The organism is Microbacterium enclense (assembly GCF_004022425.1).
GTDB classification, from domain to species: Bacteria; Actinomycetota; Actinomycetes; order Actinomycetales; family Microbacteriaceae; genus Microbacterium; species Microbacterium enclense_A.
In genome coordinates, this window is the sequence record NZ_RBZY01000017.1 from 31,846 (window position 1) to 45,435 (window position 13,590).

The following is a 13,590-nucleotide window of genomic DNA, read 5'->3' on the forward strand; positions in this document are numbered from 1 at the left end:
CGTTTCCGAGCTGAGATTGCGCACATCGCTGAGGTTGCGCGCACCCCCGGGTCAGACGTGCGCGTCGGCCGCGGCGTCAGACACGGGCACCAGCCGGGTCAGCTGCGTGACGTGACGGGGCTCGAGCTCGGCGAGGCTCGAGACGCCGAGCAGCGCCATCGTGCGCTCGATCTCGCTGCGCAGGATCGCGATCGTCCGGTCGACGCCCTGACGGCCCCCGGCCATGAGGCCGTACAGGTAGGCGCGGCCGATGAGCGTGAACTTCGCGCCGAGGGCAATGGATGCCACGATGTCGGCGCCGTTCATGATGCCGGTGTCGACCATGATTGTCGCGTCCTTGCCGACCTCGCGCACGACGTGCGGCAGGAGGCGGAACGGGATCGGCGCGCGATCGAGCTGACGGCCACCGTGGTTGGAGAGCACGATGCCGTCCACGCCGAGGTCGACCAGACGCGCGGCGTCGGCGACGTTCTGCACGCCCTTCACGACGAGCTTGCCCGGCCACATGCCGCGGATGATGTCGAGGTCGTCGTAGCTGATCGTCGGGTCCATCGCCGCATTCAGCAGCTCGCCGACGGTGCCGCCGGTCGTGCTGAGGGAGGCGAACTCGAGCTTGGGCGTGGTGAGGAAGTCGTACCACCACCACGGGCGCGGGATGGCGTTGACGATGGTGCCGACGGTCAGCTGCGGCGGGATCGAGAAGCCGTTGCGCTTGTCGCGCAGGCGCGCACCGGCGATGGGCGTGTCGACCGTGAACTGCAGGGTGTCGAACCCCGCCTTCGCCGCGCGCTCGACGAGACCGTAGGAGATCTCGCGCTGCTTCATGACGTACAGCTGGAACCAGTTGCGACCGACAGGGTTGGCGGCCTTCACTCCCTCGATCGAGGTCGTCCCGAGCGTGGAGAGGGTGAACGGGATGCCGGCGGCCGCCGCCGCGGAGGCGCCGGCGGTCTCGCCCTCGGTCTGCATGAGGCGCGTGAATCCGGTCGGGGCGATACCGAACGGCAGCGCCGACGGACCGCCGAGGATCTCGCACGAGGTGTCGACGTTCGCCGCCGGCCGAAGGATATCGGGGTGGAACTCGACGTCCTCGAACGCCCGGCGGGCACGGTCCAGCGAGAGCTCGCCCTCAGCGGCGCCGTCGGTGTAGTCAAACGCCGCCTTGGGCGTGCGGCGCTTCGCGATCGTGCGGAGGTCGTCGATCGTGAGCGCGGCGTCGAGGCGGCGCTTGCGGGCGTCGAGTTCCGGCTTCTTGAACTGCATGAGCTCGAGGAGCTCACCGACCTTGGGGAGCTGACGCTGCACCATGGAATCTCGCTTTCGTGTGGTCTGACCACAGCCTACGCCCGATCGGGGCGGGGTGGTCAGGAACGGGGGTCGTAGCGGAGGGGAGGGAACGCGCGGGCGACCCGCGCACGCAGGCCTTCGAGGCTCGCGTCGGCGCCGAAGCAGCCGAGCGCGCGTGCCTGCACGAGCACATTGCCGAGGGCCGTGGCCTCGACGGGACCGGCGAGGACCGGGACGCCGACGCGATCGGCCGTCGCCTTGCACAGCAGCGCATTGCGCGCCCCGCCCCCGACGAGGTGGATGACGTCGATCTCGCGCTCCGCGAGCGCGCCCGCGGCGCGCACCGCGTGAGCGAACGCCGCGGCGATGCTCTCGACGATGATGCGCGCGAACATCGGCCGGCCAGCGCGGCCGGGTCGATCGACGCCGAGCAGCGCCGCGATGCGTCCGGGCATGTCGCCCGGCGCCGCGAGCTCGGGAGCGTTGGCATCGAACAGGCGCGCGGGCGGCGACACAGCGCCGGCCGAGGCGAGGAGCAGCGGGAGGTCGATCGCGGAGCCGTCCTCCTCCTCCCACGCCCGCACCGTCTCGCTGAGCAACCAGAGACCGGTGACGTTGTGGAGGAAGCGCACGCGCCCGTCCACACCGCCCTCGTTCGTGAAGTTCGCCGCGCGGGCGGCATCCGTCACGATCGGTTCCGGAAGCTCGAGGCCGACGAGACCCCACGTGCCGCACGAGATGTACACGGCGTTCGGCGACGACAGCGGAACGGCCACGATGGCCGACGCCGTGTCGTGCGACCCGACCGCGACGACGGGCACCGCGCCCAGGTCGGCGGGCGTCGCACCGATCGTCTCGCCGGGGTCCACCAGCGGAGGCAGAACGGATGCCGGGATGCCGAGAGCCTCGGCGAGAGCCGTGTCCCACTCCCCCGTGCGGACATCGAGCAGGCCGGTCGTCGACGCATTGGTGCGTTCGGCGACCGCGCGCCCGGTCAGGCGCTGCGCGATGAGGTCGGGGATGAGGACGCTCGTCTCGGCGTCCGCGAGACGGGCGTCCGCGGCGTACTGGTACAGCGTGGTGAAGGGCAGGAACTGCAGACCATTGCGGCGGTACAGCTCCTCGAACGGAACCCGCGCGTGCACGGCTTCCACGCCGCGGGCGGTGCGGGAGTCGCGGTAGTGGAACGGCTCGGCGAGCAGCTCCTCACCGCGCACCAGCCCGTAGTCGACCGCCCACGAATCGATGCCCACGCTCTCGATGCCGGGCTCGCGTCGCAGTGCTTCCGCGAGCCCGGCGCGCACGTGGCCCCATAGCGCCTCGATGTCCCAGTGCCATCCGTCGGCACGCTCGACGGGACCGTTCGGGAAGCGGGCGACCTCCTCGAGCTCGATCGTGTCGCCCCCGACGCGCCCGATCATCACGCGTCCGCTGGTCGCGCCGAGGTCGACGGCCGCGACGACGCGCGCCGCCGTCATCGCAGGAACGCCGCGGCGACGCCCGAGTCCACGGGCACGTGCAGACCGGTGGTACGCGAGAGCTCGGGACCGGTGAGCACGTACACCGCATCGGCGACGTTCTCGGGCACGACCTCGCGCTTGAGGATCGTGCGGTTGGCGTAGAACTGGCCGAGGTCTTCTTCCTTGACCCCGTAGGTCGCGGCGCGGTTGGCGCCCCAACCTGCGGCGAAGATGCCCGAGCCGCGCACGACGCCGTCGGGGTTGATGCCGTTGACGCGCACGCCGTGCTCGCCGAGTTCGACCGCGAGAAGACGTACCTGGTGCGCCTGGTCGGCCTTGGTCGCCGAGTAAGCGATGTTGTTGGGCCCCGCGAAGACGCTGTTCTTCGACGAGATGTAGATGACGTCGCCGCCCATCTTCTGCGCGATGAGCGCCTTCGCCGCGGCTTTGGACACGAGGAACGAGCCCTTCGCCATGACGTCGTGCTGCAGGTCCCAGTCCTTCTCGGTGGTCTCCAGCAGCGGCTTCGACAGCGACAGCCCCGCGTTGTTGACGACGAGGTCGATGCCGCCGAACGCGAGCAGCGTGGCGTCGATCGCGGCCTGTACGCCCTCGGCATCCGCAACGTTCGCCGCGACGCCGATCGCGACGTCGGTTCCGCCGAGCTCGGCGGCCGCGGCCTGCGCCTTCTCGAGGTCGAGGTCGGCGACGACGACGCACGCGCCCTCCGCGGCGAGGCGGGTGGCGATGGCCTTGCCGATGCCGGATGCCGCGCCCGTCACGAACGCGATGCGTCCCTGGTGCGTCTTGGGCTTCGGCATCCGCTGGAGCTTGGCCTCTTCGAGCGCCCAGTACTCGATGCGGAATTTCTCGGCATCCGAGATCGGCGCGTAGGTCGACAGGGCCTCGGCGCCGCGCATGACGTTGATCGCGTTGACGTAGAACTCCCCTGCGACGCGCGCCGTCTGCTTGTTCGCGCCGTACGAGAACATGCCGACGCCGGGCACGAGCACGATGAGCGGGTCGGCGCCGCGGATCGCCGGGGAGTCGGCATCCGCGTGCGTGTCGTAGTACGCCTGGTAGTCGGCGCGGTACTCCTGGTGGAGTTCCTGCAGCCGCGCGATCGCATCCTCGACCGAGGCGTCCGCGGGGAGGTCGAGGATCAGCGGCTTGACCTTGGTGCGCAGGAAGTGATCGGGGCAGCTCGTGCCGAGCGCGGCCAGGGCCGGGGCCTTCTCGGATGCCAGGAAGTCGAGCACCACGTCGGAGTCGGTGAAGTGGCCGACCATGGGCTTGTCGGTCGAGGCGAGGCCGCGGATCGTCGCGGCGAGGGCCGCGGCCTTCGCGCGGCGCTCGGTCTCGGGCAGGGCCGCGAAGCCGGGGCGGACGCCGCCGAACGGCTGGGCTGCGCCGTTCGCGTCGATGTAGGCCTGGGCGGTGTCGATGATCCACAGCGAGTTGCGCTCGGCCTCCTCGGACGTGTGGCCCCACGCGGTGATCCCGTGTCCGCCGAGGATCGTCCCTATTGCCTGCGGGTTGGCGGCCTTGATCGCGGCGATGTCGAGACCGAGCTGGAAGCCGGGGCGACGCCACGGCACCCACACGACCCTGTCGCCGAAGATCGTGGTCGTCAGCTCCTCGCCGTCGGCGGCGGTCGCGATCGCGATGCCCGCGTCGGGGTGCAGGTGGTCGACGTGGGCGGCGTCCACGAGTCCGTGCATCGCGGTGTCGATCGAGGGGGCAGCTCCCCCCTTGCCGTGCAGGCAATAGTCGAACGCGGCGACCATCTCGTCCTCGCGGTCGATGCCGGGGTAGACGTCGACGAGGGCGCGCATGCGGTCGAGCCGCAGTACCGCGAGGCCCTTCTCGGTGAGCGTGCCGAGGTCGCCGCCGGAGCCCTTGACCCACAGCAGCTCGACCGGCTCGCCGGTGACGGGATCGATGTCGGCGCCCTTGGCGGAGGTGTTGCCGCCGGCGTAGTTGGTGATCTTCGGGTCGGAGCCGAGGCGGTTGCTGCGCGCGACGAGGTCGGCGGCGGTGGAGCTGGTCATGTGAGGAGGTTCCTTTCACCATTCGGTGTCCAGAACACGCGGATGCCGACGGGGCACATCCGCGCGTCTTGGACACTCAAGCCATGTGGGGGCCGCCCGGCGCGGGGCGGCAGCGGGATGAACACCGGGGCGGCGGATTCAGGGCGCCGCCCCGGTGGGTCTGGATCAGGCGCCCCAACCGGCCTGGGTGCCGCCGACGCGCTCCTCGGCGATACGGGGCAGGTACCCGGATGCCGCGAACGCGGCCATGGGGTCGGCGGGGAGGCCGCGCGACTCGCGCCACTCGGCGAGGGCGGGACGCACGTCGGTGTAGAAGGCATCCATCAGGACCGCGTTGGCGGTGAGGACGTCGTTCGCGTGCTGCGCTGCGGTCAGCGCGTCACGATCGACGAGGAGGGCGCGAGCCGTCATCTCCTGCACGTTCAGCACCGAGCGGATCTGCCCCGGGATCTTGTCCTCGATGTTGTGGCACTGGTCGAGCATGAACGCGACGTCGGGGTTGTTGAGGCCTCCGCCGCGCACGACCTCGGTGAGGATGCGGAACAGCTGGAACGGGTCGGCAGCGCCGACGATGAGGTCGTCGTCGGCGTAGAAGCGCGAGTTGAAGTCGAACGAGCCGAGCTTGCCGAGGCGCAGCAACTGCATGACGATGAACTCGATGTTCGTGCCCGGCGCGTGATGGCCCGTGTCGAGGCACACGAGCGCCTTGTCGCCGAGGGCCGCCACCTGCGCGTAGGACGTACCCCAGTCGGGAACGTCGGTGTGGTAGAACGACGGCTCGAAGAACTTGTACTCGAGCACGAGGCGCTGGTCGTCGCCGAGGCGGGCGTAGATCTGCTGCAGCGAGTCCTGCAGTCGGTCCTGCCTGCCGCGCATGTCGTTCTGGCCGGGGTAGTTCGACCCCTCGGCGAGCCAGATCTTCAGATCGCGGGAGCCCGTGGCATCCATCACGTCGATGCACTCGAGGTGGTGGTCGATGGCCTTGCGGCGGATGCGCTCGTCGTGGTGGGTGAGGGCGCCGAACTTGTAGTCCTCGTCCTGGAACGTGTTGGAGTTGATCGTGCCGAGCTTCACGCCGAGGTCTTCGGCGTGGCGGCGAAGGGCCCCGAAGTCGTCGACGAGGTCCCACGGGATGTGCAGCGCCACGGTCGGGGCCAGGGCCGTCAGGCGGTGCACCTCGGCGGCATCGGCGATCTTCTCGAACGGATCGCGCGGCGTGCCCGCCGTCGGGAAGACCCGGAAGCGCGTGCCGGAGTTGCCGAATGCCCACGAGGGCAACTCGATCGCCTGGCCTTCGAGGGCCGAGAGGATTTCGGGGGTGAGGGTGCTCATGGGCGGTCCTTTTCCACGACGGTGGGGTCGACCGAAACGTGTGAATCGTTTCAGATAATGAATCGTTTCAGACTGTAGTGTGGGAGCTTCGACTCGTCAAGCGGAGGAGACACCGGTGTCGGCAAGCATCAAAGACGTGGCGGCCGCCGCCGGGGTGTCCGTCGGGACCGTGTCGAACGTGCTCAACCGGCCCGAGAAGGTCTCTCCCGCGATCCTGGAGCGCGTCCACGCAACGATCGAGGAGCTCGGGTTCGTCCGCAACGACGCCGCCCGCCAACTGCGCGCGGGGCGGAGCCGCTCGGTCGGCCTCATCGTCCTCGACAGCGCGAACCCGTTCTTCGCGGAGGTCGCGCGCGGGGTCGAGGAGCGCGCCGACGCCGAAGGCCTCTCGGTGCTGCTCGGCAACAGCGGGCAGCACGGCACGCGCGAGGGCGCTTACCTCGACCTCTTCCGCGAGCAACGCGTGCGCGGTGTGCTTCTGACCCCGAGCGACCCCTCCGCCGCGGCGCTGGCGCACGCCGGCATCCCTCTCGTCCTGGTGGACGGCGACTCGCCCGACGGGAACCTCTCCTCGGTCGCGGTCGACGACGTCGAGGGCGGCTATCTCGCTACCCGCCATCTCCTCGAGAGGGGTCGGCGCCGCCTCGCCTTCGTCGGCGGACCGCTCGCCGTGCGTCAGGTGGCCGACCGCCTCGCGGGCGCACGACGCGCCCTGGCCGAAGTGCCGGGCGCGCACCTCGAGATCGTCGAGAAGCCCGCCCTGACCGTCCTCGCGGGGCGCGAGGTGGGCGAGGAATTCGCCGCCCGCAGTCCGGAGGATCGACCGGATGCCGCCTTCTGCGCCAACGATCTGCTCGCCGTCGGCGTGCTGCAGGGGTCGGCGATCCTCGGAACGATCCGCGTACCGGAGGATCTCGCGATCATCGGTTACGACGACATCGACTTCGCGCAATCGACGGTGGTGCCGCTGTCGTCGGTACGGCAACCGGCGCACGAGATCGGCGCGACCGCGATCGAACTGCTCCTCGAATCCGACGCAGCCCCCCGACGCGTCCGCTTCCGGCCGGAGCTCGTGATCCGGGCCTCGACCGGCGGCTGACCGGTCGCGACGCCGCGGGCGCACAACTCCTGCACACGCGCCCCCACACCGGTGACCGACGGGGTCTCGAGCCGAAGTCGCCGGAGTTGTGCCGCCCGCGCGCGGCTCCTCCGCGCAGGACAACTCCTGCAGCCAGTCCCGAATCTCGGCAACAGCAGCCCTCCCGGCCGGTATCGCCGGAGTTGTGGCGCTCGCGCCCCGCCGCACACCCCCCTGCGCCGTGAGACCTACGTCTCGCGGGTGATCGTCACCTTCACCTTGAGCTGGCTCCTGCCCGGCCCCGCGTACACGCCCCGCAGGGGCGGGACGTCGTTGTAGTCGCGGCCACGGCCGACGAGCACGTGCCGGTCGCCGATCTCGATGTTGTTCGTCGGGTCGAAGCCCTGCCAGTCGCCGGCGAACCACTCCACCCACGCGTGCGACTCGCCCGTGACCGCCTCGCCGACCTCGGCGGAGGGTTTCGGGTGCAGGTAGCCGGAGACGTAGCGGGCGGGGATGCCGACCTCGCGCAGCGCTCCGAGGGTGATGTGCGCGATGTCCTGACACACGCCCTTGCGGGCCTCCCAGGCGTCCCCCGCCGTCGAGTGCACGCCCGTCACGCCCTGCATGTACTCGATCGCGTCCCCCACGGCCTCGGCGATCGCGTGCGCCGCGGGCCCCGGCCGGTCGTGCTGCGCCGCGATCGAGCGCGCGAGCTCGACGACCTCGGGGTGCGGGGTGGTGCGCCGCGTCTGCGTCAGCTGCTCGACGGTCGTGATCGATCGGGAGGCCTCGTCGTGCAGCGCGTCCCACGTGATGTCGGCGTGCTCGATCGGGCGCGGCCGCACCTCGACGAGCGAACGGGCCGTGATCGTGAGCGCCGCATGGGGCGAGAGCACGTCGAACGCGGCAACGCGGGTGCCGAAGTAGTCGACGTACTGGTTGACCGACGTCGACGGCTCGATGTCGAGCGACGAGCTCAACACGAACTGGCTGTCGGTCGAACCCGGGAGCATCCGCGCCTCGTTGTAAGAGGCGACGACGTCGCCCGGGTACACGAACCCGGTCTGGTGCTCGATGCGCAGGCGCTTCACGAGATCTCTCCGATCCACGCGGGCTCGGCCTGCGTCGGGAAGAAGCGCGACCGGATGGCCTCGGATGCCTCGCGGGTCACCGTCTGCACGCGCTGCATGTGCTCGGGCAGCTCGGCGAGGATGTCGCTGATGGGGCGGTACTCCAGGTCGTTGCGGATCTGCCCGAGGGCGCGCAGCACCGTGTTGGAGTGGCCGACACGGTCGGCGCGGGGGTCGATGGCGCTCATGCAGTCCTCGGCGCGCTGGATGGAGTAGATGATCGACCGGGGGAACAGGCGGTCCAGGAGCAGGAACTCGGCGGCGTTGCGGGCGCTCGGCATCCCTCGATAGGTCCGCAGGTACGCCTCGTAGGCGCCGCAGGAGCGGAGGATCGTCGTCCAGGACGGCCCCGACACCTCGGTGAGCGACCGGGTCGCGAGCAGGCGCGCGGTCATGTCGGTGCGCTCGATGCTGCGCCCGAGGGTGAAGAACTGCCAGGCTTCGTCGCGGTTCGTGGAGGAATCCACGATGCCGATCGCGAGGGCGGCGCGCTCGCGCACCCACTGGAAGAACTCGTGCACCTTGTCGGTCTGCAGGCGCCGTGGCATCCGGGAGTTCGTCGTGTTCAGGATCTCCCACAGCTCGGTCGAGACGATCTCGCGGGCGCGGCGGGCGTTCTCCCGGGCGGCGGTGAGGGAGTAGGCGATGCTCGACGGGTTCATGCGGTCGACCGCGAGCCGGGCGAGGACGTCGTCGCGGCGGACCGTGTCGACGTTCTCGGGGAACGCCGACCCCATGACGCTGAGGAGCGAGCGGCACGCGGTGTCCTCGTCGATCCACGGATCCTCGAGGAGGAGTTGCAGGTGGACGTCGAGGATGCGCGCGGTGCCGTCGGACCGCTCGATGTAGCGGCCGATCCAGAACAGCGACTCGGCGATGCGACTCAGCACGAGGACACCTCCCCGTCGCTCTGCTGCTGCTGCTGCTGCTCGGCCTGCGGGCCGTGCTGGACGCCGGCATCGGCCTGCTGCTGCTGTTCCTGCTGATCGCGGTCGGCGCGATGGTCGCGCGGGGCGGTGGCGGGGACGGGCTGCCCGTCGTAGATGATCGGGATCGCCTCGGTCACCGCCGCCTGGTCGGCGACGAGCCCCGAGACGCCGGTGCCCTGGCCGTACTCGACGTGGGACGGGGCGGAACCCCCGACGACCCACGTGTCCTTCGAGCCGCCGCCCTGGCTGGAGTTCACCACGAGCTGCCCCTCGGGGAGGGCCACGCGGGTGAGACCGCCGGGGAGCACCCAGATGTCGTCGCCGTCGTTGACGGCGAAGGGCCGCAGGTCGGCGTGGCGGGGGCGCATGCCGTCCTCCACGAGCGTCGGAATCGTCGAGAGCATGACGACCGGCTGCGCGATCCAGCCGCGCGGGTCGGCGAGCAGCCGCTGCCGCAGCTTCTCGAGCTCCGCGGGCGAGGCGTCCGGGCCCACGACGAGGCCCTTGCCGCCGGAGCCGTCGACGGGTTTCACAACCAGTTCGGGCAGGCGATCGAGCACCTCTTCGAGCGCGCCCGGATCCTCGAGCCGCCAGGTGTCGACGTTCTTGAGGATCGGTTCCTCAGCGAGGTAGTACCGGATGAGGTCGGGCACGTAGGTGTAGAGCAGCTTGTCGTCGGCGACGCCGTTGCCGACGGCGTTGGCGATCGTGACGTTGCCCAGGCGCGCGGCGAGCATGAGCCCGGGTGCCCCGAGCATCGAGTCCGCGCGGAACTGCAGCGGGTCGAGGAAGTCGTCGTCGACGCGGCGGTAGATGACGTCGACGCGCTGCGGACCGCGGGTCGTGCGCATGAACACCTTGCCGCCGATGCACAACAGGTCACGGCCCTCGACCAGCTCGACGCCCATGAGGCGCGCGAGCAGCGTGTGCTCGTAGTACGCCGAGTTGTACACACCCGGGGTGAGCACCACGATATTCGGGTCGTCGATCCCGGGCGGGGCCGACGCGCGCAGCGCCGCGAGCAGCTTGTTGGGGTAGTCGCCGACGGGGCGCACCCGCATCGAGACGAACAACTCCGGCAGCGTCTGGGCCATCACACGGCGGTTCGAGATGACGTACGACACCCCGGAGGGCACGCGCACGTTGTCTTCCAGCACGCGCATCTCGCCGTGCTCGTCGCGGATGAGATCGATGCCCGAGACCTGGATGCGGACGCCGTTGGCGCTGCGGATGCCGGCTGCCTGACGGTAGAAGTACTGCGACGACGAGATGAGACCCGCCGGGAGCACCCCGTCGCGCACACAGTGCTGATTGCCGTACGCATCGTCGAGGAACGCCTCGAGGGCGCGCACCCGCTGCTTCACTCCCGCCTCGATGCGCGACCATTCGTCATAGGCGATCACCCGGGGCACGGCATCCAGGGGGAAAGGACGCTCCTCACCGGCGAAGTCGAAGGTCACGCCCTGGGCGAGGTAGGAGCTGGCGAGCGAGTCGGTGCGCCCTCGCAGCTCTTCCTGCGTCATCTGCGCCAGCGTCTGGTACAGCTCCCGATACGCCTCGCGCGAGGGCGCCGCGTCACCGGAGGTGGCCGGAGCGCCGAACATCTCGTCGTACGCCGGGATGCCGGATGCGGTCTTGCGCGGCGCCAACGTGGAGCCGTAACCGTCGAACAGGTCACCCATGCCCCGAGCCTACCCAGGCCCGTGTTGCGGAAGTGTTTCCCCCGCCCGGAGGGAGTCGTGGCTAGGCTGGCCCGACATCTGCCGCCTCGACCAAGGGTGCCCCCATGCGCGTGCTCATCACCAGTTCCCGCAACACGTTCGCTCTCGACCTGGTCCGCAAGCTCGGCAGCGTCGGCCATACCGTCTTCGCCAGCGACACGTACGACGGAGCGGTCGGCAGCCACTCGCGCTTCCTCGCGGGGCACCTGGTGACGCCGTCGCCCCGCTTCGAGACGGATGCCTTCATCGAGACGGTGAGCGCCTACGTCCGCGCGCACGACATCGACCTGATCATCCCCACGTTCGAGGACGTCTTCTACCTCGCCGCCCGCGTCGCCGACCTCCCCGAGGGTGTCGAGCTCTTCGCCGGGAGCTTCTCGGACCTCGCCCGCCTGCACGACAAGGCGAGCTTCCAACGGCTGGCCCAGGATGCCGACGTCCCGATCCCCGAGACCGTCGTGGTGACCTCTCCCGAGGAGCTGCGCACGGCGATCGAGAGCTTCCCGCGCTACTTCGCCCGCGCCGCGTTCTCGCGCGGCGGCGTCGGGCTGTTGACCAACACCGGACCGCTGGCGGGCAAGGTCCCGATCGAGGACTGCGTGCCGACCCCCGAGCAGCCGTGGCTCGTGCAGCCGTTCGTCGACGGGCCCATGGTGTGCACGTACAGCGTCGTCGTCGACGGCCGCGTCACCGCTCACACGACGTACAAGGCGGGCGAGCAGTGGGCCCACAGCACCGCGATCGCCTTCATCGCCGTCGACAGCACCGACACGCTGCGGTTCACGCAGCAGATCATCGAGACGCTCGACCCGACGTTCACGGGTCAGCTCTCGTTCGACTTCGTCGACCACGGCACCGACGGCACTCCCGACTACAAGATCATCGAGTGCAATCCGCGGCCTACGAACGGCGTCATCCTGCTCGAAGCCGACGATGTCTCACGCGCGATCGAGGGGGCCGTCGATCGGACGGTCGTGGCCGTACCCGGCACCGAGCGCCAGATCACGCTCGCCGTCCTCGCCGACGCGTTCACCGAACCGCTGAAGCACCTGCCCAAGACCCTGCACGACCTGGTGCACGTCCGCGACGTGGGGGCCGGCTGGTGGGACGACGCGGCGATGCTGTGGAGTCCGGCGACCATCGTCCACGGCGCGAAGATCTCGCACGGCGACCGCAAGGAGGTACTCGCGGCGCTCGGCGACGACATCGTCTGGAACGGCGAGCCGATCCAGGGCATGTCCCCAGCGGATGCCGAGGCACTGGAGGCCGTGCACGCCGGCCGCGCGTAGCCGCGTGAGTCGCCTGGATTCGTCGCCTCCGGCCTTCGCCGGGCGACGAATCCTGGCGACTCACGCACGGGGTCAGGGGCGCAGAACCACCTTGATGCAGCCGTCTTCCTTCTTCTGGAACGTCTCGTAGAGACCGGGGGCGTCTTCCAGCGGCGCGTGGTGCGTGACCAGGTCCATGACGCCGAGCGGGTCGGCGGGATCCTCCACCAGGGGCAGCAGGTCGTCGATCCAGCGCTTGACGTTGCACTGGCCCATTCGCAGGTTGAGTTGCTGGTCGAACATCGTCTTCATCGGCAGGATGTCGGCCTCGCCGGCGTAGACGCCGCTCAGTGACACCGTCCCGCCGCGGCGGACGACGTCGATCGAGGCGTGCATCGCGGCGAGGCGATCGAGGCCCGCCGTGTCCATGAGCTTCTGGGCGACGGCATCCGGGAGCAGGCCGATGGCGTTCTGCGCGAACTTGATGCCGCCGTTTCCGTGCGCCTCCATGCCGACCGCGTCGACGACCCCGTCGGCGCCTCGACCCTCAGTGAGGTCGCGGAGTTCGTCGATGACCGTGTCGGTGAGGTCGAAGGTCTCGACACCGTGGCGCTCGGCCATCGCCCGGCGCTCTGCGACGGGCTCGACCGCGAGGACGCGGTACCCGAGGTGCACGCCGACGCGGGCGGCGAACTGCCCGACCGGGCCCAGACCCATCACCGCGAGCGTCCCGCCGTCGGGGACGTTCGCGTACTGCACGCCCTGCCACGCCGTCGGCACGATGTCGCTGAGGAACAGGTAGCGGTCGTCGGGCAGGTCGTCGCCGACCTTGATGTGGTTGTAGTCCGCGAGCGGGACGCGGAGGTACTCGGCCTGACCGCCGGGTACCTGTCCGTACAGCTTGGTGTAGCCGAAGAGCGACGCCCCGCTGCCGTACTCGCGTACCTGCGTGGTCTCGCACTGGGACTGCAGCCCGCGCCGGCACATGAAGCAGTGCCCGCACGAGATGTTGAACGGGACGACGACGCGATCGCCGACCGCGAGGTTCGTGACGCCGGAGCCGACCTCGACGACGACACCCATCGGCTCGTGTCCGAGGACGTCGCCCGGGTCGATGAACGGCCCGAAGATCTCGTACAGATGCAGGTCGGAGCCGCAGATGGCGGTCGAGGTGATCTTCACGATCGCGTCGGTCGGTTCGAGGATCTGCGGGTCGGGGACGTCCTCGACGCGGACGTCGCGCTTGCCCTGCCAGGTCAATGCCTTCATCGTGTGTCTCTTTCCTTCCGGGGGACGCCCAGTCTGCGACGACGCGGACGAGCCACGGAGGT

General features: G+C 70.0%; 10 protein-coding genes. 2 read left to right on the top strand and 8 right to left on the bottom strand.

All coding sequences use genetic code 11. From position 1 onward, the window contains the following. Positions 1–51: 51 nt before the first annotated feature. The 4 genes from D8Y23_RS06240 to rhaI form a co-directional block, all read right to left on the bottom strand. On the bottom strand, positions 52–1,308 hold the full coding sequence (locus D8Y23_RS06240; RefSeq protein WP_128217298.1) for an alpha-hydroxy acid oxidase: 1,257 nt from the start codon (positions 1,306–1,308) through the stop codon (positions 52–54). A 56-nt stretch (positions 1,309–1,364) separates the two neighbouring features. After that, entirely contained in the window at positions 1,365–2,765 is a 1,401-nt protein-coding gene (locus D8Y23_RS06245; protein ID WP_128217299.1) for a rhamnulokinase, read from the bottom strand. Continuing rightward, positions 2,762–4,798 (bottom strand): bifunctional aldolase/short-chain dehydrogenase, encoded by a 2,037-nt coding sequence (locus tag D8Y23_RS06250; protein ID WP_128217300.1) that lies wholly within the window; start codon positions 4,796–4,798, stop codon positions 2,762–2,764. Before D8Y23_RS06250 ends, D8Y23_RS06245 begins: the two co-directional genes overlap by 4 nt. A gap of 165 nt (positions 4,799–4,963) precedes the next feature. Further along, positions 4,964–6,130: an L-rhamnose isomerase gene (gene rhaI / locus D8Y23_RS06255; protein WP_128217301.1), complete on the bottom strand. Its 1,167-nt coding sequence runs from the start codon at positions 6,128–6,130 to the stop codon at positions 4,964–4,966. A 115-nt stretch (positions 6,131–6,245) separates the two neighbouring features. On the opposite strand from rhaI, the gene D8Y23_RS06260 reads away from it, so the two are divergent. Then, the gene (locus tag D8Y23_RS06260; protein WP_128217302.1) at positions 6,246–7,229 is read left to right on the top strand and encodes a LacI family DNA-binding transcriptional regulator; all 984 of its coding nucleotides are present in this window, start codon (positions 6,246–6,248) and stop codon (positions 7,227–7,229) included. A 227-nt stretch (positions 7,230–7,456) separates the two neighbouring features. On the opposite strand, the gene D8Y23_RS06265 is transcribed toward D8Y23_RS06260, so the two are convergent. From D8Y23_RS06265 to D8Y23_RS06275, 3 genes are read right to left on the bottom strand one after another with little or no spacing between them, the layout of a single operon-like run. Continuing rightward, entirely contained in the window at positions 7,457–8,302 is an 846-nt protein-coding gene (locus D8Y23_RS06265) for a transglutaminase family protein (RefSeq protein ID WP_128217303.1), read from the bottom strand. Then, a complete protein-coding gene (locus tag D8Y23_RS06270) occupies positions 8,299–9,231 on the bottom strand; it encodes an alpha-E domain-containing protein (RefSeq protein WP_128217304.1) in 933 nt (310 codons plus the stop codon). The genes D8Y23_RS06265 and D8Y23_RS06270 overlap by 4 nt, the downstream gene beginning before the upstream one ends. After that, complete coding sequence (locus D8Y23_RS06275) at positions 9,225–10,952, bottom strand: circularly permuted type 2 ATP-grasp protein (protein WP_128217305.1); 1,728 nt, start codon at positions 10,950–10,952, stop codon at positions 9,225–9,227. The genes D8Y23_RS06270 and D8Y23_RS06275 overlap by 7 nt, the downstream gene beginning before the upstream one ends. A gap of 104 nt (positions 10,953–11,056) precedes the next feature. Here D8Y23_RS06275 and D8Y23_RS06280 point away from each other — a divergent pair, with 104 nt between their 5' ends. Continuing rightward, positions 11,057–12,280 carry a carbamoyl-phosphate synthase large subunit gene (locus D8Y23_RS06280; RefSeq protein ID WP_128217306.1) on the top strand — a complete coding sequence of 408 codons (1,224 nt, stop codon included), beginning with the start codon at positions 11,057–11,059 and terminating at the stop codon, positions 12,278–12,280. Positions 12,281–12,352: 72 nt separating this feature from the next. Here the strand turns inward: D8Y23_RS06280 and D8Y23_RS06285 are convergent, their stop codons facing one another. After that, complete coding sequence (locus D8Y23_RS06285; RefSeq protein ID WP_128217307.1) at positions 12,353–13,528, bottom strand: alcohol dehydrogenase catalytic domain-containing protein; 1,176 nt, start codon at positions 13,526–13,528, stop codon at positions 12,353–12,355. Positions 13,529–13,590 lie beyond the last annotated feature (62 nt).

Excerpts from the sequence above, each read along its gene's own strand:
- D8Y23_RS06240 (WP_128217298.1), bottom strand. The coding sequence starts at position 1,308 with ATGGTGCAGCGTCAGCTCCCCAAGGTCGGTGAGCTCCTCGAGCTCATG.
- D8Y23_RS06245 (WP_128217299.1), bottom strand. The coding sequence starts at position 2,765 with ATGACGGCGGCGCGCGTCGTCGCGGCCGTCGACCTCGGCGCGACCAGC.
- D8Y23_RS06250 (WP_128217300.1), bottom strand. The coding sequence starts at position 4,798 with ATGACCAGCTCCACCGCCGCCGACCTCGTCGCGCGCAGCAACCGCCTC.
- rhaI (WP_128217301.1), bottom strand. The coding sequence starts at position 6,130 with ATGAGCACCCTCACCCCCGAAATCCTCTCGGCCCTCGAAGGCCAGGCG.
- D8Y23_RS06275 (WP_128217305.1), bottom strand. The coding sequence starts at position 10,952 with ATGGGTGACCTGTTCGACGGTTACGGCTCCACGTTGGCGCCGCGCAAG.
- D8Y23_RS06280 (WP_128217306.1), top strand. The coding sequence starts at position 11,057 with ATGCGCGTGCTCATCACCAGTTCCCGCAACACGTTCGCTCTCGACCTG.
- D8Y23_RS06285 (WP_128217307.1), bottom strand. The coding sequence starts at position 13,528 with ATGAAGGCATTGACCTGGCAGGGCAAGCGCGACGTCCGCGTCGAGGAC.